This is a genomic window from Caballeronia sp. LZ032 (assembly GCF_031451315.1).
Lineage (GTDB): Bacteria > Pseudomonadota > Gammaproteobacteria > Burkholderiales > Burkholderiaceae > Caballeronia.
This window is the reverse complement of record NZ_JARUXP010000001.1, coordinates 2,378,187-2,398,893: the sequence shown is the minus strand read 5'-3', so window position 1 is coordinate 2,398,893 and position 20,707 is coordinate 2,378,187. Positions and strand designations below refer to the sequence as shown.

At 65.1% G+C, this 20,707-nt stretch carries 17 protein-coding genes; 6 read left to right on the top strand and 11 right to left on the bottom strand.

Annotated features, from left to right (window positions below; translation table 11 throughout):
* Positions 1-192: 192 nt before the first annotated feature.
* The 7 genes from urtD to QCE69_RS11200 all read right to left on the bottom strand — a co-directional run bounded on the left by urtD (position 193) and on the right by QCE69_RS11200 (position 9,617).
* Complete coding sequence (gene urtD, locus QCE69_RS11230) at positions 193-1,062, bottom strand: urea ABC transporter ATP-binding protein UrtD (RefSeq protein WP_309917981.1); 870 nt, start codon at positions 1,060-1,062, stop codon at positions 193-195.
* The gene (urtC, locus tag QCE69_RS11225; RefSeq protein ID WP_309917978.1) at positions 1,059-2,264 is read right to left on the bottom strand and encodes an urea ABC transporter permease subunit UrtC; all 1,206 of its coding nucleotides are present in this window, start codon (positions 2,262-2,264) and stop codon (positions 1,059-1,061) included. Before urtC ends, urtD begins: the two co-directional genes overlap by 4 nt.
* Before the next feature lie 3 nt (positions 2,265-2,267).
* Positions 2,268-3,872: an urea ABC transporter permease subunit UrtB gene (gene urtB / locus QCE69_RS11220; RefSeq protein ID WP_309930739.1), complete on the bottom strand. Its 1,605-nt coding sequence runs from the start codon at positions 3,870-3,872 to the stop codon at positions 2,268-2,270.
* 96 nt (positions 3,873-3,968) lie between these two features.
* Positions 3,969-5,282 carry an urea ABC transporter substrate-binding protein gene (gene urtA, locus QCE69_RS11215; RefSeq protein ID WP_309917972.1) on the bottom strand — a complete coding sequence of 438 codons (1,314 nt, stop codon included), beginning with the start codon at positions 5,280-5,282 and terminating at the stop codon, positions 3,969-3,971.
* A 567-nt stretch (positions 5,283-5,849) separates the two neighbouring features.
* A complete protein-coding gene (locus QCE69_RS11210; protein ID WP_309930737.1) occupies positions 5,850-7,166 on the bottom strand; it encodes an MFS transporter in 1,317 nt (438 codons plus the stop codon).
* A 193-nt stretch (positions 7,167-7,359) separates the two neighbouring features.
* Entirely contained in the window at positions 7,360-8,136 is a 777-nt protein-coding gene (locus QCE69_RS11205) for an SDR family oxidoreductase (protein ID WP_309930734.1), read from the bottom strand.
* Positions 8,137-8,177: 41 nt separating this feature from the next.
* Positions 8,178-9,617: an aldehyde dehydrogenase family protein gene (locus tag QCE69_RS11200; RefSeq protein ID WP_309930732.1), complete on the bottom strand. Its 1,440-nt coding sequence runs from the start codon at positions 9,615-9,617 to the stop codon at positions 8,178-8,180.
* 238 nt (positions 9,618-9,855) lie between these two features.
* On the opposite strand from QCE69_RS11200, the gene ppa reads away from it, so the two are divergent.
* Positions 9,856-10,383, top strand: a complete 528-nt coding sequence (ppa, locus tag QCE69_RS11195; RefSeq protein ID WP_309930731.1) for an inorganic diphosphatase — start codon at positions 9,856-9,858, stop codon at positions 10,381-10,383.
* Positions 10,384-10,443: 60 nt separating this feature from the next.
* Here ppa and QCE69_RS11190 read toward each other — a convergent pair whose 3' ends face one another.
* The gene (locus tag QCE69_RS11190) at positions 10,444-10,749 is read right to left on the bottom strand and encodes a GIY-YIG nuclease family protein (protein WP_309930728.1); all 306 of its coding nucleotides are present in this window, start codon (positions 10,747-10,749) and stop codon (positions 10,444-10,446) included.
* A gap of 176 nt (positions 10,750-10,925) precedes the next feature.
* On the opposite strand from QCE69_RS11190, the gene QCE69_RS11185 reads away from it, so the two are divergent.
* The 5 genes from QCE69_RS11185 (at position 10,926) to QCE69_RS11165 (ending at position 18,144) form a co-directional block, all read left to right on the top strand.
* Positions 10,926-12,068, top strand: coding sequence for a GNAT family N-acetyltransferase (locus QCE69_RS11185; RefSeq protein ID WP_309917957.1), 1,143 nt, complete (start codon positions 10,926-10,928; stop codon positions 12,066-12,068).
* A gap of 61 nt (positions 12,069-12,129) precedes the next feature.
* Complete coding sequence (locus QCE69_RS11180) at positions 12,130-14,184, top strand: NAD(+) synthase (protein WP_309930727.1); 2,055 nt, start codon at positions 12,130-12,132, stop codon at positions 14,182-14,184.
* 138 nt (positions 14,185-14,322) lie between these two features.
* On the top strand, positions 14,323-14,661 hold the full coding sequence (glnK, locus tag QCE69_RS11175; RefSeq protein ID WP_086969848.1) for a P-II family nitrogen regulator: 339 nt from the start codon (positions 14,323-14,325) through the stop codon (positions 14,659-14,661).
* A 183-nt stretch (positions 14,662-14,844) separates the two neighbouring features.
* Positions 14,845-16,602 carry a cation:proton antiporter gene (locus QCE69_RS11170; protein ID WP_309917951.1) on the top strand — a complete coding sequence of 586 codons (1,758 nt, stop codon included), beginning with the start codon at positions 14,845-14,847 and terminating at the stop codon, positions 16,600-16,602.
* 147 nt (positions 16,603-16,749) lie between these two features.
* Positions 16,750-18,144, top strand: coding sequence for a type 1 glutamine amidotransferase (locus tag QCE69_RS11165; RefSeq protein ID WP_309930726.1), 1,395 nt, complete (start codon positions 16,750-16,752; stop codon positions 18,142-18,144).
* A gap of 86 nt (positions 18,145-18,230) precedes the next feature.
* Here QCE69_RS11165 and QCE69_RS11160 read toward each other — a convergent pair whose 3' ends face one another.
* The 3 genes from QCE69_RS11160 to QCE69_RS11150 all read right to left on the bottom strand — a co-directional run bounded on the left by QCE69_RS11160 (position 18,231) and on the right by QCE69_RS11150 (position 20,671).
* A complete protein-coding gene (locus QCE69_RS11160) occupies positions 18,231-18,998 on the bottom strand; it encodes a DUF2968 domain-containing protein (protein ID WP_309930725.1) in 768 nt (255 codons plus the stop codon).
* 76 nt (positions 18,999-19,074) lie between these two features.
* On the bottom strand, positions 19,075-19,968 hold the full coding sequence (locus QCE69_RS11155) for a hypothetical protein (RefSeq protein WP_309930723.1): 894 nt from the start codon (positions 19,966-19,968) through the stop codon (positions 19,075-19,077).
* 208 nt (positions 19,969-20,176) lie between these two features.
* Positions 20,177-20,671 carry a GNAT family N-acetyltransferase gene (locus tag QCE69_RS11150; RefSeq protein WP_309930721.1) on the bottom strand — a complete coding sequence of 165 codons (495 nt, stop codon included), beginning with the start codon at positions 20,669-20,671 and terminating at the stop codon, positions 20,177-20,179.
* Positions 20,672-20,707 lie beyond the last annotated feature (36 nt).

Genomic DNA, 20,707 nt, shown 5'->3' with positions numbered 1-20,707 from the left:
GCGAAGACCCCCGCCCCGGGGAGGGGCAGTGCTAACAGACCGACGCGAACACAGGAAGTCCATGGAAGCGCTGGCAAACACAAGCAACCCACGCGAATGACGAGAGCGAAGACCCCCGCCCCGGGGAGGGGCAGTGCCAATAGACCGACGCGAAGGCGGGAAGTCCATAGAAGCGCGGGCAAACGAACACCTTCACCTTCCCAGATACGACTCAATCACGGCCTCGTCACGCTTGACGGAATCCAATGTCCCTTCGGCCAAAACACTGCCCTCTGCCATGACAGTAACCTTCCCACTTTCCCCCGCAAGCGCAGCAACAAACTCCATGTCATGTTCCACAACCATCATCGAACATGAACCCCGCAGCGTGTTCAACAACTCCGCTAACTCCATCGTTTCATGATCGGTCATCCCCGCCGCCGGCTCATCAAGCAGCAACAACGCCGGCTGCTGCATCAGCAACATCCCGATCTCCAGCCGCTGCTTCTGCCCATGCGACAGTTCCCCCGCCAGCCGCGTCGCCTGATGCTGCAGGCGAATCAACTCCAGCGTCTCCTCGATCCGCGCCTGCGCCTGCCGATCCAGCCGCGCCCGCAGCGAAGCAAACCACCGCTTGTCCGTCTTCATCGCCAGTTCAAGGTTCTCCCACACCGGATGATTCTCGAACACCGTCGGCTTCTGGAACTTGCGCCCAATCCCCGTACGCGCAATCACCGGCTCCGACAAACGCGTCAGATCCAGCGTCTGTCCCAGAAACACGCGGCCATCGTCAGGTCGCGTCTTGCCCGTGATGACGTCCATCATCGTCGTCTTGCCCGCGCCATTCGGCCCGATCACACAACGCAACTCACCCACATCGATCGACAACGTCAGCTTGTTCAACGCACGAAAGCCATCGAAGCTCACCGTCACGTCTTCCAGATACAGAATCGTGCCGTGCGATACGTCGATTTCCCCCGGCGCAAGCACATGCCCCAGCCCCGCCACCCCATTCAAACCCGTGCGCTCGTCCAGTTGCGGCAGCGGCGGAAGATCCACGATCAACGCATTGTGCGCGGTCATTCCGCCGCCTCCGGTTGTGCCACGCCATGCGCCTTCCTGCGGCGAGCAAGTTCAATCAGTCCCATGATGCCGTTGGGCAGCAGCAAAGGCACCAGCGTGAAAATCAGGCCCAGGAAAAACAGCCAGTACTCCGCGAAATACGCCGTGAAAAAGCTCTTCGCACCATTCACCGCAAACGCGCCAATGATCGGCCCGATCAACGTGCCGCGTCCGCCCACCGCCACCCAGATCGCCATCTCGATCGAGTTCGCCGGCGACATCTCGCTCGGATTGATGATGCCCACCTGCGGCACATACAGCGCCCCCGCAATCCCGCACAACACCGCCGACACCGTCCAGATGAACAGCTTGTAAGCAAGCGGGCTGTAGCCAAGGAACATCAGCCGCGTCTCGCCATCGCGCACGCCAGTCACCACGCGTCCCAGCTTCGACGTGACAATCCAGCGCGCCGCGAGAAACGCCAGCACCAGCACCGCGAACGTAATCAGGAACAACGCCGTCCGCGTGCCCGCATGCACCACCGGAAATCCCGCAATGCGCTTGAAGTCCGTGAAGCCGTTGTTGCCGCCGAAACCCGTCTCGTTGCGGTAGAACAGCAGCATCGCCGCGAACGTCATCGCCTGCGTGATGATCGACAGATACACGCCCTTCACACGCGATCGGAACGTGAAGAAACCGAACACCCATGCCAGCACGCCCGGCACCAGCACCACCAGGAGCAGCGCATACCAGAGATGCTCCGTGCCCTCCCAGTACCACGGCAGCTTGTGCCAGTCGAGAAACACCATGAAGTCGGGCAGGTCGCTCTTGTACACGCCCTCGCGGCCGATCGAGCGCATCAGGTACATGCCCATCGCATAGCCGCCCAGCGCGAAAAAGAGCGCATGGCCCAGGCTCAGGATGCCGCAGTAACCCCACACGAGATCCAGCGCAAGCGCGCCGATCGCATAGCACATCAGCTTGCCGACCAGCGTCATCGCATACGCGGACAGATGGAACGTGCTCGTCTCCGGCAGCACCAGCGCCGACACCGGCACGACAATGCCCATCGCGATGACGAGCGCCAGCAGCGCGATCCAGCCACGGCGCGGCAACAGCGCGGCGCGCGGCGGCAGGCCCAGCGCGAAGCCGGCGCGGGCGGCGTCGGCGTCGGGTTGCGGCGCGACGTCGAGATTGGCGGACAGATTGGTCGTGGCGTTCATGACTCAGGCCTCCGCGCTGCGGCCCTTCAGGGCGAACATGCCCTGCGGACGCTTCTGGATGAACAACACGATCAGCACCAGCACCGCGATCTTCGCGAGCACCGCGCCCCAGAACGGCTCCACCGCCTTGCTGACCAGCCCGAGACCAAAGCCGCCGATCACCGTGCCCGCCAGCTGGCCCACGCCGCCCAGCACCACCGCCATGAACGAATCGATGATGTAGCTCTGGCCCAGATCCGGTCCCACGTTGCCGATCTGCGAGAGCGCGCAGCCACCTAAACCGGCGATGCCCGCGCCGAACGCAAACGCATAGGAATCGACACGCGCCGTCTTCACGCCGACGCACGCGGCCATGCGGCGGTTCTGCGTCACGGCGCGCACGAACAGGCCAAGACGCGTCTTCGTCAGCACGCCCCACGCAATCAGCACGACGATCAGCGAGAAGGCGAGGATGGTCAGACGGTTGTACGGCAGGATCAGGTTCTGCATCACGGCGACACCGCCGCTCATCCACGACGGATTGGTCACCTGCACGTTCTGCGCGCCGAACAGCGTGCGCACCGCCTGGATCAAAATCAGGCTGATGCCGAAGGTCGTCAGCAGCGTTTCGAGCGGACGGCCATAGAGATGCTTCAGCACCAGCCGTTCGAGCACGATGCCGACCAGCGCCGCCGCGGCAAACGACACCGGCACCGCAAACAGCGGATACCAGTTGAACGCGGCGGGCGCGTAATGCTGGACAAGGTTCTGCACGACATAGGTCGCATAGGCGCCGATCATCAGGAACTCGCCGTGCGCCATGTTGATCACGCCGATCAGCCCGTACGTGATTGCCAGTCCGAGCGCCGCGAGCAGCAGCACGCTGCCGAGCGACAGCCCCGCGAACAACGTGCCGAAAATCTCGCTGCGGCGCTGGATCGAGTCCAGCGCGTAAATGCCTTCCTGCGCCGCGCCGCGCACGCGCTCATCGGGCTCGTTCCAGCTGCCGTCGGCCTTCTTCGCGACGATCGGGCGCAGCAATTCGTACATGTCGAGGTCATGCCGGGCTGCCACGAGCTGCGCCGCCTCCAGGCGCTTGTTCACGTCGGGATCGTGCAGCGCGGTCATCGCCCAGAGCGTGTCGAGGCGCTTCTTCAATTCAGGATCCTTCTCGATGGCGCGGGCGCGATCGATCAGCGGCTTCATCGCCGGGTCCGGGCTCTTCAGCAGCGCGGCGATCGCATCGCGGCGCTTCGCGGTATCGGCGGAGGCGAGCTGCAGGCCGGACAGCGCGCCCGACACCTTGCTGCGCAGGGTATTGCTCAGCGTGATCGGCTGCGCATCCGGCGCTTCGACCACCTTGCCCGTGAGCGGGTCCTTGTTGCCGTCGTCAGTCTGGAGATAGACATGACCGTCGTCGGTCGCGACGGCAGTGCCTTCGGACAGCGCGTTCAGCACGGCAACCGAAGGCGCATCCGCTTGAGCGATGAGCTTGTCGATCGCGGCGGCCTTGGCTTCGAAATCGTCGCCCGCGAGCGGCGCGAGTTCTTCTTGAGTGAGCGCATGAGCCGCGAACGGCGTGAGCGCGATGCACAGTGCGCACAGGATGCGCACGAGGGAACCGGTCATGTTGGCCTTTCTGGTGAGACTTCGAAGGCCGCGCGAGTCGGGCACGCGCGGCCTGTGCTTCAGACGACCTGCTTTACATCATCGACACGCCATGCGTCACGCGGCGCGCACGCGCTGGCGGCGCAGGAACGACGGGATCGAGCTGACCACGTCCGGCTTGCCTTCGTTGCCGGCAATGAACGGGCTCCACGGCTGCGCGCGGATCGCGGTCTTGGTCTTCCACACGACATTGAACTGGCCGTCGCCGCGAATCTCGCCGATCATCACCGGCTTGTGCAGGTGATGATTGCCGTCCATCGTCAGCGTGAAGCCGGACGGCGCGGGGAAGGTCTGGCCGATCATCGCGACGCGCACCTTGTCGACATCGGCGCTCTTCGCCTTCTCGACGGCCTGCTTCCACATGTGGATGCCGACGAAGGTCGCTTCCATCGGATCGTTCGTCACGCGCTTGTTCCCGCCCGGCAGGTTCTGCGCCTGTGCATACGCGAAGAATTCCTTCTCGAACTTCGAGTTGTTCGGGTTCTTCACCGACATGAAGTAGTTCCAGGCCGCAAGGTGGCCGACGAGCGGCTTGGTGTCGATGCCGCGCAACTCCTCTTCGCCGACCGAGAACGCAACCACCGGCACGTCCGTCGCCTTCAGGCCCTGGTTGCCGAGCTCCTTGTAGAACGGTACGTTGGAATCGCCGTTGATCGTAGAGACGACAGTCGTCTTTCCCCCCTGGGCAAAGGTCTTGATGTTCGCGACGATGGTCTGATAGTCGCTATGTCCGAACGGTGTGTAGACCTCTTGTATGTCCGCATCCTTGACGCCCTTGGAATGGAGGAACGCGCGCAGGATCTTGTTGGTCGTGCGCGGATACACGTAGTCTGTGCCGAGCAGGAAGAAGCGCTTGGCGTTGCCGCCTTCCGGTCCCATCAGGTACTCGACGGCGGGGATCGCCTGCTGGTTCGGCGCGGCGCCCGTGTAGAACACGTTGCGCGACATCTCTTCGCCTTCGTATTGCACCGGGTAGAAGAGCAGGCCGTTCAGTTCCTCGAACACCGGCAGCACCGACTTGCGCGACACCGAGGTCCAGCAGCCGAATACCACAGCGCACTTGTCCTGGGTCAGCAGCTGGCGCGCCTTCTCGGCGAACAGCGGCCAGTTCGACGCGGGATCGACGACCACCGGCTGGATCTGACGGCCCATCACGCCGCCGCTCTTGTTGATGTCGGCGATGGTCATCAGCGCCGTGTCCTTCAGCGACGTCTCGGAGATCGCCATGGTGCCCGAGAGCGAATGCAGAATGCCGACCTTGATCGGACCGGTGTCTCCCTGCGCGGCCTGGGCTTTCGAAATGGGAAGCTGACCCGCGAGGGCGAGCGCGCCCGACATGGAACCGAGCTTCAGCAGACTGCGACGTTTCATGAGTGTGTTCCCCTTGCCGATATGGTTGTGTGCGCAATGTCGATTGCTCCCGTAAATTGCAAGGGCTATGCCAATCAGGGCGAAATGCCCGGGCAGCAAGCCTCTGGCGGAAATCGGGGGAAGCTTTTACGCGGACGGACGGGTGATCGGGGCGGGGTTTTGGTGCACGAGCGGGGTGGCGTGCATCGTTGCGGTGCGCGGATGCGAGTCTGTAATGGGATGCGGGCGGAGCCGTGGGTGCCTTCAGTCGCGATCGCCGGGTGGCCGTGAAGATGACTTTTCAGAAATCTCCGTTTGGCGAATCGCTGGAATCATCGAGGGACTCGACGCTTCAAGGCGTCGGCCAAACAACTTCACGATGCCTTCGTTGCGGAAGGCGACAAGAGCACAGTGGCGGCACGCTACCAAGTTCCGCTTGCGGCGGTGAACGCCGCGGTCGCATTCGAAGAAGGGTTGGCCGCGTGAGGCGACGCTTCAGAAACGAGAACGCCGCGCGTGAGCCGGCGGGCGAGGGGCGAGGCGGGAGGGGCAAAGACAGGGCAGTCGTGCCGCCCGCCGCCTACACTCTTAACGATTCACCATCCGCGCCGGCACGCTCAACGCCAGCGCCGCGCCCAGCACCATGAATCCCGCGAGCATGTACATCCCGCTCGCGTTCGACGCCGTCGCCTGCCTGAGCCAGCCCACCAGATACGGGCTCAGGAAACCCGCCAGGTTGCCGAGCGAATTGATCATCGCGATGCCCGCCGCCGCGCCCGTGCCGGCGAGGAACGCCGTTGGCAGGCTCCAGAACAGCGGCAGCGTCGTGAGGATGCCCATCGTGGCGAGCGTGAGCCCGAGCATCGCGAGCGTCGTGTTGCCGGTCCACACTACCGACAGAACCAGCCCCACGGCGCCGAGCAGCGCCGGAATCGCGATATGCCAGCGGCGCTCGCCAGTGCGGTCCGCGCTGCGGGCCGCGTACAGCATGCCGATCACCGCCGCGCCGTACGGAATCGCCGAAAGCAGGCCGACATGCAGCGCGTCGGACACGCCCATCGACTTGATGATGGTCGGCAGCCAGAAGCTCACGCCGTACAGACCCATCACGAACGAGAAGTAGATCAGGCTCATCAGCCACACCTTCGGGCTCGACAGGATCTTGCCGAGCGGCATGTCCTCCTTCTCGACATTGTCCGCGGCGATGTTGCGTTCGAGCAGTTCGCGCTCTTCCGCGCTGAGCCAGCGAGCCTTCGCAATGCGGTCATCGAGCTTCGCGAGCACCACCAGTCCGACCAGCACCGACGGAATGCCTTCGAGCAGCAGCAGCCATTGCCAGCCATGCCAGCCGTGCATGCCGTCGAAGTGCGTCATGATCCAGCCGCTGATGGGCCCGCCGATCAGCCCCGAGAGCGCGATCGCCGTCATGAACAGCGTCGTCATGCGGCCGCGCCGGCGTGCCGGAAACCAGTAGGTCAGATAGAGGATGATGCCGGGAAAGAAGCCGGCTTCGGCCGCGCCCAGCAGGAAGCGCATGACGTAGAACATCGTCGGCGTGGTGACGAACATCGTGAGCGCCGAGATGATGCCCCACGAGATCATGATCCGCGCGATCCACACGCGCGCGCCTACACGATGCAGGATGACGTTGCTCGGAATCTCGAAGATGAAGTAGCCGAAAAAGAAGATGCCGGCGCCGAAGCCGTACACGGCGTCGGAGAGTTGCAGGTCGGCGGCCATCTGGAGCTTGGCGAAGCCCACGTTGACGCGGTCCAGATAGGCGACCACGTAGCAGAGCAACAGCAGCGGCGAGAGCCGCCATGCCACCTTGCGATAGGTTGCCTCCTCGAAGGCGGACGGCGCGCCGGCGCCGGGGCGAGGCATCGGATTGGCGGTGCTGGCCATGGTGCTTGTCTCCTTTATGGTTTTTTAGTGCGCGGCACACGGTGCGGAACCGGTCCGTTTGCGATTACAGGCGCGTAAGGATTCTAGCCCTTCGGCCTGCACGCCAAGCGCTTGTTTTCGCTAGGGAAAGCACGGAGGTTCGCAACGCGCGCCGCGCCGGAGCAGACGCCCGGCACGACGCGCGCAGCGCGCTTTACACGCAGCGTCCGCCGTCCACTTCGAGGGCGACGCCGGTGATGAACTCGGCTTCGTCGGAAGCGAGATAAAGCGCCGCGTTGGCGATGTCCTGCGGCGTCGAGAACCGGCCGAGCGGAATGGTGGCGAGGAACTTGCGACGGTTCTCCGGCGTGTCCTCCATGCCCATGAACTCGGAGAGCAGCGCGGTTTCGCCCATCACCGGATTGATGCAGTTCACGCGGATGCGGTCCGGGCCCAGTTCGACGGCAAGCGCCTTGCTGGCGACGATCACCGCCGCCTTGCTGCCGTTGTACCAGACGAGTCCAGGACGCGGCCGCACGCCCGCCGTCGATGCCACATTGATGAACGCGCCGCCGCCCTGCTTGCGAAAGTACGGCACGAACTGCTCGACGCTCCAGTAAATGCTCTTCACGTTGACGGCGTAGACGCGGTCGAACTCGGCTTCGGTCACATCGAGCACGGGCTTGTTGCGATGCGTGGTGCCCGCGTTGTTGACGACGACCTGCACGCTGCCGAAATCCTGGATGGCCGCATCGTGCAATGCCTGCCAGTCCTCCCGGTTCGTCACGTCGCCCGGTACGGTGATCGCCCGGCCATGCGCGCCCGCCAGCGACGGCGTCAGCGCGATCTCGCTTGCCACGCGTTCGGCGGCGGGACCGTTGAGGTCGTTGATGACCACGTTCGCGCCTTCGCGCGCGAACGTCTTCGCGATGCCTTCGCCGAATCCCGAGCCGCCGCCCGTCACGATCACTGTCTTGCCTTGCAGTCGCATGTCCTTGTCTCCCGATGTGAACCCTGCAAAGGATGCAGCCCTCAGCCGTGCCGGATCGCGATGGTCTTCAGCGTCGTAAAGCCGTACAGCGCCTCGAAGCCTTTCTCGCGACCGTGTCCCGAATGCTTCACGCCGCCGAACGGCAACTCGATGCCGCCGCCCGCGCCATAGTTGTTGATGAACACCTGACCCGAGCGCACGCGCCGCGCAAGCCGCATCTGGCGCGCGCCGTCGCGGGTCCAGATGCCGGCCACGAGGCCATAGTCCGTGCCGTTGGCGAGCCGGAGCGCGTCGGCTTCGTCGTCGAAGGCCATGGCGGCGAGCACCGGACCGAACACTTCCTCGCGCGCGAGACGGTGGCTCGGCGGGACGTCGCGCAGCAGTGTCGGCGCCTGATAGAAGCCGGCTTCCGGCGCGTCGCCGACCACTTCTCCGTGCGCGGCCATCGCGATGCCGTCGTGCTGCGCATCGGACAGAAAATCCCATACGCGCTGTTGCTGCTTCGCGCTGATCAGCGGACCGCAGTCGAGGTCGAGCTTGCTCGGCCCGACCCGCAGCGCCGCGAAGGCCTGCGCCAGCCGTTCGAGCAGCGGCTCATAGGCCGCGCGCTCGATCAGCACGCGGCTGCCCGCCGAACACGTCTGCCCGGCGTTCTGCACGATCGCGGCGACGAGCACGGGCAACGCGGCGTCGAAATCCGCGTCGGCGAAGACGATCTGCGGCGACTTGCCGCCGAGCTCCAGCGTGACCGGCACATGGTTGTCGGCGGCCATCTTGGTGACGGCGGCGCCGGTCGCGGGCGAGCCGGTGAACGAGATGTGATCGATGCCCGGATGCCGCGCGAGCGCCGCGCCGGCTTCATGTCCGTAGCCGGTGACGATGTTCAGCGCGCCGTCCGGCAAGCCCGCTTCCGCGGCCAGTTCCGCCACGCGCAGCAGCGACAGGCACGCGTCCTCCGCCGGTTTCACGACGCACGCGTTGCCCGTCGCAAGCGCCGCGCCGACGCTGCGCCCGAAGATCTGCAGCGGGTAGTTCCACGGCACGATGTGCCCGGTGACGCCATGCGCCTCGCGGATCGTCAGCACGGTGTAGCCGGACTGATAGGGCAGGGTTTCGCCGTGGAGCTTGTCGGCGGCGCCGGCGTAGAACTCGAAATAGCGCGCGATGCCGGTGGCGTCGGCGCGCGCCTGCTTGAGCGGCTTGCCGGTGTCGCGCGCCTCGATCTGCACGATCTCCTCGTGGCAGGTCGCAATCAACATGGACAGCCGCGCGAGGATGCGGCCGCGTTCGGCGGCGCTCATCGCGCCCCACGGACCTTCGTAGGCGGCGCGGGCGGCGGCCACGGCGCGATCGATGTCGGCGGGCGTGCCGCGCGCGATCTGCGCGAAGATCTGGCCGTCGGACGGATCGACCACGGGAATCGTCTCGCCGACCGACGGCGCGACAAAGCGGTTATTGATGAAATGCTTCGCTTCTTCCATGCGTGTCTCCCGATGGGTGTTCGTGTCGTGAATGGAATTCGCTGCTTCCTGCAACGCCGTAACCGATTATCGCGCCAACCCGGACCGGCCGGGCCGCGATGCCCGATTGGCTATAATGAGGCGATCACACGCCGCCATGCATGGCCATGTGCGGCAAGCGGGTCAGGCAGTTCCCCCGGCCGCCCGTGCGATTCCCGCATTTACCTTTTTGCGACCTCAACTTCTCCAGAGAGTGCTCATGAGCTTCAACAACGTACCTCCCGGCAAGGATCTTCCGCAGGATTTCAACGTCATCATCGAGATTCCCGCGCAAAGCGATCCGGTCAAATATGAAGCCGACAAGGACATGGGCCTGCTCGTCGTCGACCGCTTCGTCGGCACAGGCATGCGCTACCCGGTGAACTACGGTTTCATTCCGCAGACGCTCTCGGGCGACGGCGATCCCGTCGACGTGCTGGTCATCACGCCGTTTCCGCTGCTGGCCGGTTCCGTGGTCCGCTCGCGCGCGCTGGGCATGCTGAAGATGACCGACGAATCCGGCGTCGACGCCAAGCTGCTCGCCGTGCCGCACGACAAGGTCTGCCCGATGACGGCGAACATCAAGTCGATCGAAGACGTGCCCGAGTTTCTGCGCGATCAGATCAAGCACTTCTTCGAGAATTACAAGGCGCTCGAAAAGGGCAAGTGGGTGAAGGTCGAGGGCTGGGACGGCATCGAAGCCGCCCACAAGGAAATCTCGGAAGGCATCGCGAACTACGGCAAGTAAGCGCGCTTTTCGAAGCAGCAAACGACGGCCGGCGCCTCACAGGCGCCGGCCGTCTGCATTTCAGGCGCCGTCTTCGAGATCGACGGTCGCCTCGACGCACGGCACCACCGATGCCAGCGTGCGCCCGCCTTCGATCAATTCGCGCTTCTGCCGCGGCGTCAGCCGCTTGACGAAGTATTCCGCGCGCGACGCTTCCGAGCGGCCCGTCAGCTCGAACGACGCCATCACGCGCAGCGGCTTTCTCGCCCGCGTATAGCGCGCGCCCTTGCCGCTCAGGTGCGCGGCGAAGCGCGCTTCGACGTCGGTGGCGATGCCGGTGTAGAGACTGCCGTCAGCGCATTCGATCAGATACAGGAACCAGGGCATTGCGTTCGCCGGGCGGGAGGGTATGTGCCGCGCATTATGGCTGAAAGCATCGGGGCGGGGCGCTGCAACGCTCAAACCGGCTTCGGCGAGGCGTGGCGAGTTGCGCGAGAATAGCCGCTTTCGGGCGCGCGCGGCCGCGTGGCGCGCGCTCATCGATATTCCAGCGAGGTAGCCTGTTGAATCGCGAAGTCGAAATTCATGTGGTCGATACGCTCGAAGACATCCCGGCCGACGACTGGAACCGGCTCGCCGGCGACAATCCGTTCGTGCGCCACGCGTTCATTGCCGCGTTGCAGGACACCGGCTGCGCGGTCAAGCGTACCGGCTGGCGCGCGCATCATCTGTTGCTGAAGCGCGGCGACACCCTCGCGGGCGTCATGCCGCTGTACCTCAAGTCGCACTCGCGCGGCGAATATGTCTTCGATCACGCCTGGGCCGACGCCTTCGAGCGCCACGGCCTGCGCTATTACCCGAAGGCGCTGTCGGCGGTGCCGTTCTCGCCGGTGACGGGTCCGCGCCTGATCGCGGCGCATCACGAGGAACGCGTGATGCTGGCGCGCGGTGCGATCGAACTGACGCGCCAGCTCGAACTGTCGTCGCTGCACGTGCTGTTTCCGGAGGCACAGGACGTCGAGGCGCTGACCGACGCGGGCTACATGCTGCGCGAGGGCGTGCAGTTCCACTGGGAAAACGCGCCCGGCGAAGGCTATGCGAACTTCGACGCATTCCTCGCGACCATGAGCCACGACAAGCGCAAGAAGGTCAAGCAGGATCGTCGGCGCGTCACGGAAGCGGGCGTCACGTACACCTGGCTGCGCGGTGCGCAGATCGATCAGGGCGCGCTCGACTTCTTCTACGACTGCTACGACAACACCTATCGCGAGCACTGGAACGCGCCGTATCTGACGCGCGAGTTCTTCGGCCGCATCCATGCCGACGCGCCCGACAGCATGTTGCTCGTGATCGCCGAAGCGGACGGCCAGCGGCTCGCGTGCGCGCTCAACATGATCGGCGGCGACACGATGTATGGCCGCTACTGGGGCACGCGCGAGTTCATCTCGGGACTGCATTTCGAGACCTGCTACATGCAGGGCATCGCCTATTGCATCGAGCATCGGCTGGCGCGTTTCGAAGGCGGCGCGCAGGGCGTGCACAAGATGTCGCGCGGGCTGCTGCCGACGCCCACGTGGTCCGCGCACTGGATCGCCGACCAGCGTTTCGCCCATGCGATCTCCGAGTTTCTCGACGCCGAAACCGAGGCGATGACCCAGCACATCGAGGAGCTGGAGGCGCATACGCCGTTCAGAAAGAAGACCTGATGCGATAATCGGCCGGGCATACCGTGTCCGGCGTCCGGCATCCCACCCGTTCAGATCGACCATGAACAGAAACTTCTTCAACCTGTATAGCCACGACTTCGCGCGCGTCGCAGTGGGCGTGCCGGCCTGCAAAGTCGCGGATCCGGAATTCAACGCCGCGCAGACCCTCGAACTCGCGAGACAAGCCGCGGCGCGCGGCGCGGTGCTGGTCGCGTTTCCGGAACTCGGTCTCTCCGCCTATACCTGCGACGACCTGTTTCATCAGCGCGCGTTGCTCGATGCCTGCGAAGACGCATTGCAGACGCTGCTCGACGCCTCGAAGGGACTCAATCTCGCGATGATCGTCGGCGCGCCGCTGCGCGTCGAGCACAAGCTGTTCAACTGCGCGATCGTCATCGCCGATGGCTTCATTCGCGGCATCGTGCCGAAAAGCTATCTGCCGAACTACGGCGAGTTCTACGAGGCGCGCCAGTTCAGTCCCGCCGATGCCGCGACCACCGCCACGCTCCGTCTGTGCGGCCAGGACGTGCCGTTCGGCGCGTCGCTGCTGTTCCAGATCAGGGACCTGCCGCTGTTCCGGTTCCATGTGGAAATCTGCGAGGACGTCTGGGTGCCGGTGCCGCCGTCGTGCTTCGCGGCGCTCGCGGGCGCGACCGTGCTCGTGAACCTGTCGGCGTCGAATATCGTGGTGGGCAAGTCGGCGTACCGGCATCAGCTCGTCAGCCAGCAGTCGGCGCGCTGCGTCGCGGCGTATCTGTACACGTCGGCGGGCGACGGCGAGTCGTCCACCGATCTCGCCTGGGACGGCCAGGGTCTCATCTACGAAAACGGCGCGTTGCTGGCCGAGTCGGAGCGCTTCTCGCGCGACTCGCATCTGATCTTCGCCGATGTCGATCTCGAACGGCTCTCGCGCGAACGCATGCGCCAGACCACCTTCGGCCGCTCGACGCAGCGGCATGCGGACGAAGTCGCGCGCTTCGACGTGGTCGAATTTCCGCTCGCGCTTCCCGCCGACAGCAAGCTGCCGCTCGAACGTCATGTCGAGCGCTTCCCCTACGTTCCGTCCGATGCCGCGCGCCGCGACGAACGCTGCAACGAGGTCTACAACATCCAGGTGCAGGCGTTGCTGCAACGCTTGCAGTCATCGGGAATGTCGAAGGTCGTGATCGGCATCTCGGGCGGACTCGATTCGACCCATGCACTGCTGGTGTGCGCGAAGGCGATGGACCGGCTCGGCCTGCCGCGCGCGAACATCCTCGCGTACACGATGCCGGGCTTCGCCACCAGCGAACGCACCTTGAGCCAGGCGCGCGAACTGATGGAGGTGATCGGCTGCACGGCGCATGAAATCGACATCCGGCCGAGCTGCGTGCAGATGCTGTCCGACATCGGTCATCCGCACAGCACCGGCGCCGAGCAGTACGACATCACTTATGAAAACGTGCAGGCCGGCGAGCGCACGAGCCATCTGTTCCGGCTCGCCAACTTCAATCAGGCGATCGTCATCGGCACCGGCGATCTGAGCGAGCTGGCACTCGGATGGTGCACCTACGGCGTCGGCGATCACATGTCGCACTACAACGTCAACGCCAGCGTGCCGAAGACGCTGATCACGCATCTGGTGCGCTGGGTGGCGGAGTCGGGACAGATCGGCAGCACCGGCAGCGACGTGCTCGAGAACGTCCTCGCCACCGACATCAGTCCGGAGCTGATCCCCGGCAAGACGAGCGGCGTGGTGGAGCAGAAGACCGAGAGCGTCATCGGCCCGTACGAGTTGCAGGACTTCAACCTGTACTACACGCTGCGTTTCGGCTTTGCGCCGACGAAGGTGGCATTCCTCGCGCTGCATGCATGGCGCGACCGCGATGCCGGCGCCTGGCCGGAAGGCCCTGCGGTGGTGCGCAGTCAGTACGGCATCGGCGACATCCGCAAGAACCTGAAGATCTTTCTGGACCGCTTCTTCCGCACCAGTCAGTTCAAGCGGTCATGCGTGCCGAATGCGCCGAAGGTCGGCTCGGGCGGCTCGCTTTCGCCGCGCGGCGACTGGCGCGCGCCCAGCGATTCGCAGGCCACCGTCTGGCTCAAGGACCTGGAGCGCGTGCCTGTCACCGAATAGCGGCGACGCGTTTTCTTGCACCTCGCGGTTTACCGGACCGCTTGCGCGATGAAACGCAGCTAGAATCGAAATCATCTGTCCCGCGCGGGACACGACCTCTTTCGAATCCATTGAACCGAACTCCATGCGAGGCACGCCATGAAACGCATCACCGCCATCATCAAACCCTTCAAGCTCGACGAAGTGCGTGAAGCGCTCGCCGAAGTGGGCCTCACCGGCCTCACGGTCACGGAAGTGAAGGGCTTCGGCCGGCAGAAGGGACACACGGAGCTCTATCGCGGTGCAGAGTACGTGGTGGACTTCCTGCCGAAGGTGAAGATCGAAGTGGTCGTCGCCAACGACCAGACCGACCAGGTCATCGATGCGATCATCGGCGCCGCGCGCACCGGCAAGATCGGCGACGGCAAGATCTTCGTCGCCGAAGTCGAGCGCGTGATCCGTATCCGCACCGGCGAGGAAAACGAAGCGGCAGTCTGAGCGCCGCGGTTCTTCCGGTTTCAGGGCTCGCCGTTCGCGCGAGCCTTTCTTCAGCCGTTCTGCGCACGCTCGCGGAATGCGCGCCGTTTTTCGCTGTTCATCCAATTTATTGCCCGACCGCAGGATTTCACCGTCCGTGCGGTAACATCGGTGATCGATTACATATTTGAAAGGATTCGCTGAATGCATCATGCGATCGGGTTCATTCAGGATCTCGCGGTGATCATGGCCATCGCGGGCGTCGTGACGGTGCTGTTCCACCGCATGCGGCAGCCGGTCGTGCTCGGTTACATCGTGGCGGGCGTGATCATCGGGCCGTACACGCCGCCGTTCAATCTCATTCACGACGAAGCCACCATCCAGACGCTCGGCGAACTCGGCGTGGTCTTCCTGATGTTCTCGCTCGGGCTCGAATTCAGTCTGCGCAAGCTGTTCAAGGTCGGTGCAACGGCGTTCGTCGCGGCGCTCTCGGAAATCGTGCTGATGATCTGGATCGGCTACGAGATCGGCCGCTGGTTCGGCTGGAACGCGATGGACTCGCTGTTCCTCGGCGCGATGCTCGCCATCTCGTCGACCACCATCATCGTGAAGGCGCTGTCCGAGCTGAACATGAAACGCGAAGGCTTCGCGCAGCTCGTGTTCGGCATTCTGATCGTCGAGGATATTCTCGCCATTGCCATGCTCGTGCTGCTGTCGGGCATCGCGCAGACGGGTTCGGTGAGCGCCGGCATCGCGTTCGCGACGCTTGGTAAGCTGCTGCTGTTCATGACGGTGTCGCTGGTGGTCGGCATCCTGACGGTGCCGCGCGCGCTCAACTACGTGGCGCGCGCGAAGAGCGACGAGATGCTGCTCGTCACCGTGCTCGGCTTCTGCTTCGGCTTCTGTCTGCTGGTCGTGAAGCTGGATTATTCGATCGCGCTCGGCGCCTTCCTGATCGGCGCGATCATGGCGGAGTCGAAGCATCTCGCGCGCATCGAGCATCTGATCGCGCCGGTGCGCGACATGTTCTCGGCCATCTTCTTCGTCACCATCGGCCTGCTGCTGAATCCGACCGTGCTGGTCGACTACGCCTGGCCCATCGCCGTCATCACGGTCGCGGTGGTGTTCGGCAAGATCGTTTCGTGCGGGCTCGGGACCTTTCTCGCGGGCAAGGACGGACGCACGTCGATGCGCGTCGGCATGAGCGTCGCGCAGATCGGCGAGTTCTCGTTCATCATCGCGTCGCTCGGGTTGTCGCTCAAGGTCACGAGCGGCTTCCTGTATCCGATCGCGGTGGCCGTGTCCGCGCTCACCACGCTGTTCACGCCGTATCTGATCCGCGCCGCCGATCCGTTGACGATGCGCGTGGCCCGCGCGATGCCCGCGCCGTTGTCGAACACGTTCGGGCTGTACTCGCAATGGCTCGCGAGCCTCACGACCGGCTCCGGCGGCCCGACGCTGTTTTCGATGAGCAAGCGCATCGTGTTGCAGATCGCGGTCAATCTCGCGCTCGTCGCGGCGATTTTCATCAGCGCGTCATATGCGGCGCCGTTTGCGTTCGCGCAACTCGCGCGCTGGCTCGACTCCGACAATGCGCAGCGTGTCGTGCTGTGGAGCGCCGCGCTGGTGGTGGCGATGCCGTTCCTGGTGGCGGTGTATCGCAAGCTCGAATCGCTCGCGCTGCTGCTGGCCGAAGTGAGCGTGCAGCCGGCCAAGGCAGGACGCTTCACGCGCGCGATCCGCTCGGCGATCTCGGGGCTGATTCCGATCGTCGCGATGTTCGGCGTGTTCCTGCTGGTGGCCGCGTTGTCGGGCGCGATCCTGCCGCCGTTCGGGCTGATGATCGCCGTGCTGCTGTGCGCGGCGCTCCTGCTGACGGTGCTGTGGCGCTGGTGCGTGAAGATTCACGCGACGATGCAGATCGCCTTGCGCGAAACCTTCGAGGAACCGCGCGAGCACTGATGCCGGTTCGCTCGATGGAGTATTACGGGCGCCCGGGAGAATGTGAGCCAATGTGACCAATTGTGTGCCGGTTTGCCGCAGATGCTTCACTGGCGGATAATTGGGGCTTGTCCATTCTTTCAAGGCGCGCGGGCGTCCGACATCGGAATGAGCGATAACAACACCTCCAAAGGCAGCACCACTCCAGACGGGCGCACGAGCGGCGCGGGTTCTTCTGCAGCGGGCGGCTTGCAGCACGACGCCTCGCGCGGTGCGAATCCCACGGCGCCGCCGGAAGCCGCGGCTGTTGCTGCGGCGCCCGGGCCGGCCGCCAGCGCCACTGAACGCGCGTCGACGGATGCGCCTTCCAGCGCGGCAAACGTCGAACCCGTCGATACCCAGAAGGCCCGCCGTGACGACGCGCAGGCAGCCGCGGTTCACGTGAAGCCTGCGCCGGCGGATGCCAGGTCGAGTCTCGCGCAGAACCTCGAAGCGGCGACAGAAGCGGAAGCGGAAGCCGAAGTCACACGCACCACGAACGCCCAGTCGGCGTCTTCGGACTCGCCCACTGGCCGCACCGCGCCGCCGGCGACCGCTGGCTTTCCTTCCGGCATCGCCGAGGCGCCGGATTTCAGCAAGCTCAATGTTCCGCCTGTGCCCGACGCGGCTGCCACGCAGCCGCAGCCTGCGTACCTGAAGCAGTCGGATTCGGCGTGGTCGGTGTTTGGCCGCATCATTGCAGCGCGCGCGCGCCAGATTTTCGACCGGGCAGGGCAGCGGGTCACGCAGCGCACCTTGCGGATTGGCGTCTCGGCACGGATCTTTCACCCGGAGCCCGGCGCCAAGGGGCTGCGCGGCAAGACGCTGCAATACCTGGAGGAATCCATCGCTCATTGGGTGATGTCGCGCGACGTGCTGGTCTTCATGATTCCGACCGTCGGCAACCAGGGCATGCTGCATACGAGCAATATCCGTCTGCGCGACTACGCGAAGCATCTCGACGGCCTGCTGCTGCAAGGCGGCGCCGACGTCTCGCCGCAATCCTACGAGGAAGTCACGACGCGTCCCGAATGGCCCGGCGACCGCGTGCGCGACATGTACGAGCTCGAACTGCTGCATGAGTTCGTCGAGTCGGGCAAGCCGGTGCTGGGCGTGTGTCGGGGTTGCCAGCTGATCAACGTGGCGTTCGGCGGCACGCTCTACGGCGACATCGCCACCGAGGTCCCGATGGCCGGCGTGCACGTCAACGAGCAGTATGACCAGCATCGGCACGCCATCCGCTTTCCGGACGGCTCGACGCTCGCCAACATGTTTCCGAACCAACGCGACGCCCTCGTCAATTCGATCCACCATCAGGCGGTGCGGACGCTCGGCCGCGACCTGAATATCGAGGCGGTGTCAGCGTCGGACGGCATCATCGAAGCGGTGCGCTATCGCAAGGCGCCATTCGTCGTGGGCGTGCAGTGGCATCCGGAGTTCCATCGCGCGGGCGGTGCGGAACTGCTCGATTGCACGCCGCTGCTCGATACCTTCCTGCGCGTGGCGCGCGAGACGCGTTTCTGAGCCGGCCGTACGGTTCCAGTGCCGACAAGACAAAGCCCGCTCCAGGTGAGCGGGCTTTGTACGTTGAAGGACGCCGGATTGGACGCTCAGTCCGCCGCCTTATCCGACCATCGGCGCGCGGCCGCCGTATTCGACGTGCCCAGCCCGGCTTCGGTCGCGCGCTGCAACTGGTCCACCTGTATCTGCAATGCGCGCAGCTTGCGTTCGGCTTCGAGCTTGTCGCTCTGCAAGGTTGCGGCTTCGACCTGCAACTGCTGCTGACGCTGCGACACCTGCGAGTCCTGCTGTTGCGCGAGCACGAGATCGGCGGAGAGCCGGTTCGCGCGATCCGCCGATTTGGCGATCACCCGGTCGAGCAACGCCTTTTGCGCCGTCAGCTGAATGCGGCGGATTTCGCCTTCCGCAAGCGAGAAGCTTTTGCGCGCGAACTCCGCATAGACCGAATCGGCGCGCCCCGCGTCCTGCGTCTTCACCACGCGCCACCAGCGGTCGTCCTGCGACAACGCCACGTAGTACAGCATCTCCTGCGCGAGGAAGAACAGCTTCGCGCCATAGCTGCCGTTGCGGGTGGCGCGCAGCTCGGTGAGGCTGCCCGCCTGCACCAGGCTTTGCAGTTCGGCGATGTTGCCTTCAGCACGCGGCGCACGCGGGTCGCTTGCCGGACTGGAAGCGTCGTTGTCGGCATTGTCCGCGGTGCGGGCGTCCGCACCGGGACCCGGGCGCGGCGTAGTCGCAGCGGTCCTGGGCTGGCTCGAAGCAGCGGACGCAATCGCGAACGGCGCGAGCGTCCCGCAGAGGCAGAGGGACAGCGCGAGCGTGAGCGTCGTGTGACGGATGGGTCTGGATTGCTTCATGTTGGCGTTCGGGCCGAAAAGGTTGATCGGACGGGTTCGCTGCTTCCTGACGTGCATCCTCGGTTGTTCGTCGCGGTTAATCCGCTGCCGCGCCTCCCTCGCCGGCATCGCGTGCGTCAGGTGCGGGGGCGTTGCTGTCGAGCGTCGGCGAGTGCTGCAGCAAGGCATACAGCGAGTGCACATTCATCGCGCCGGGTCGGGCAGGCTTCATCCGCGCCGTCTTGCGAGGCGCTTCCGTGCGCTCGAGCCGCGAACGTTTCACCTTGACGGCACGCGCCCGATCCGCTTCCGGCGCGACGGTAATGCGGCCGGGAACCGCCGCCACCGGTTCTTGCGGCGTGGGCCGTGAGACGTCGGCAGGCGCTTCCGGCTCAATAGCGCGTGCTGGAGCGGCCACGGCTGGTTCGACCGCCGCCGGCGGCGCAAGAGCGGAAGGGGTGGACGGTTTCTCCGTCGGCCCGAACCGTGCAGCTTCCGCCAAGGGCACAGCCGGCATCGCGCCCGGCGCGGCTGGCTCGTTGCCGAACAGAAACCACAGCAGCAACAGCGCGCCGACGGAGATCGCCACGCCGGTCAGGATCTGCGCGGCGCGCGACATGCCCCGGCGCGCCGCTCCAAGTCCCGCATGGATCGGCGCGCTCAGGCGTAGCGGATCCACCGGCGCTTCTTCCGCGCGCGCGCGGGCGCGCTGGCTGTCGAGCAGGTCGAGGATGGCGCGCGGCAGTTCGCCGTGCGCGAACACGCTCCAAAGGCTGACCGCGCGATAACGCGAAGTGGAATCGGACAGACGGAACGCCGGCAGATAAGCGGTCTTGAACCGTGCCGCATACAGCGCGATCTCGAACGGCGACTGAACCGGACGCGCGCGGGCGAGCGTCCATGCGACGCCGAAGTCCAGCGCGGGGTCCGGCAGCGGGCGCACCGTCGGCAGACGCAGTTCGCCTTCCACAACGATCAACGGTTCGCTCATCGAGATTCCACAGACATGCGCCGCACGCGGGCAGCAGCGGAATGCATCGACCCTGATGGCGCGGAAAACGGCCTAGTCGCGCGGGCGGACAAGCCGAATTTTCGACCGGCAATCATACGAAACGGATTTCCTTCCCGCGACCAGAGCATTCCTAATTTCACTGGCGCCAGTGGAAAACCGCGTGCGTTTCTGGCTGGCGCCGCGAGCCTCAGTCGAGAGGGAAGACGTAGCGGAAGCAGAACAGGTCGATGCCCGCCAGGTGGTCGGCTTCGCGCGCCTCGCGTCGCCAGCCGCGCGATTCATAGAAGCCGATCGCCGCGGCATTGTCCTCCAGCACGGACAGGTGCAGTTGCCGCGCGCCGCGCTCGCGCGCCCAGCGGATGGCTTCGGCAAGCATCGCGGTGCCCGTGCCGAGACCCTTGTGCTCCGGCAGCGCGTGCAGGTTGTCGACGAGCACGCTGCCGTGCGCGTCGGGTTCGATCAGACAGGTGAAGCCGACCGCCTCGTCGTCATGCAGGGCGATCACTACGCGGCCCGCGCCTTGCGTCAGCTCCGGCAGGCGCGTTGCCCAATGCGCGGCGCGTTCCGCCTGCATCTCGCGATCGAGGTATGAGTCCGGCAGGATGCCGCGATAGACCGACATCCAGCTGCGTACGTGCATCGATGTGATGAGATCGTGATCGCCGAGGGTGGCGTCGCGCATGACGGGTTGCGGCCGCGGCATCTCGACTGTCGGTTT

Excerpts from the sequence above, each read along its gene's own strand:
- ppa (WP_309930731.1), top strand. The coding sequence starts at position 9,856 with ATGAGCTTCAACAACGTACCTCCCGGCAAGGATCTTCCGCAGGATTTC.
- QCE69_RS11155 (WP_309930723.1), bottom strand. The coding sequence starts at position 19,968 with ATGAGCGAACCGTTGATCGTTGTGGAAGGCGAACTGCGTCTGCCGACG.
- QCE69_RS11180 (WP_309930727.1), top strand. The coding sequence starts at position 12,130 with ATGAACAGAAACTTCTTCAACCTGTATAGCCACGACTTCGCGCGCGTC.
- QCE69_RS11170 (WP_309917951.1), top strand. The coding sequence starts at position 14,845 with ATGCATCATGCGATCGGGTTCATTCAGGATCTCGCGGTGATCATGGCC.
- QCE69_RS11165 (WP_309930726.1), top strand. The coding sequence starts at position 16,750 with ATGAGCGATAACAACACCTCCAAAGGCAGCACCACTCCAGACGGGCGC.
- QCE69_RS11190 (WP_309930728.1), bottom strand. The coding sequence starts at position 10,749 with ATGCCCTGGTTCCTGTATCTGATCGAATGCGCTGACGGCAGTCTCTAC.
- urtC (WP_309917978.1), bottom strand. The coding sequence starts at position 2,264 with ATGAACGCCACGACCAATCTGTCCGCCAATCTCGACGTCGCGCCGCAA.
- QCE69_RS11150 (WP_309930721.1), bottom strand. The coding sequence starts at position 20,671 with ATGCGCGACGCCACCCTCGGCGATCACGATCTCATCACATCGATGCAC.
- urtA (WP_309917972.1), bottom strand. The coding sequence starts at position 5,282 with ATGAAACGTCGCAGTCTGCTGAAGCTCGGTTCCATGTCGGGCGCGCTC.
- urtD (WP_309917981.1), bottom strand. The coding sequence starts at position 1,062 with ATGACCGCGCACAATGCGTTGATCGTGGATCTTCCGCCGCTGCCGCAA.
- QCE69_RS11160 (WP_309930725.1), bottom strand. The coding sequence starts at position 18,998 with ATGAAGCAATCCAGACCCATCCGTCACACGACGCTCACGCTCGCGCTG.
- glnK (WP_086969848.1), top strand. The coding sequence starts at position 14,323 with ATGAAACGCATCACCGCCATCATCAAACCCTTCAAGCTCGACGAAGTG.
- QCE69_RS11200 (WP_309930732.1), bottom strand. The coding sequence starts at position 9,617 with ATGGAAGAAGCGAAGCATTTCATCAATAACCGCTTTGTCGCGCCGTCG.
- urtB (WP_309930739.1), bottom strand. The coding sequence starts at position 3,872 with ATGACCGGTTCCCTCGTGCGCATCCTGTGCGCACTGTGCATCGCGCTC.
- QCE69_RS11205 (WP_309930734.1), bottom strand. The coding sequence starts at position 8,136 with ATGCGACTGCAAGGCAAGACAGTGATCGTGACGGGCGGCGGCTCGGGA.
- QCE69_RS11210 (WP_309930737.1), bottom strand. The coding sequence starts at position 7,166 with ATGGCCAGCACCGCCAATCCGATGCCTCGCCCCGGCGCCGGCGCGCCG.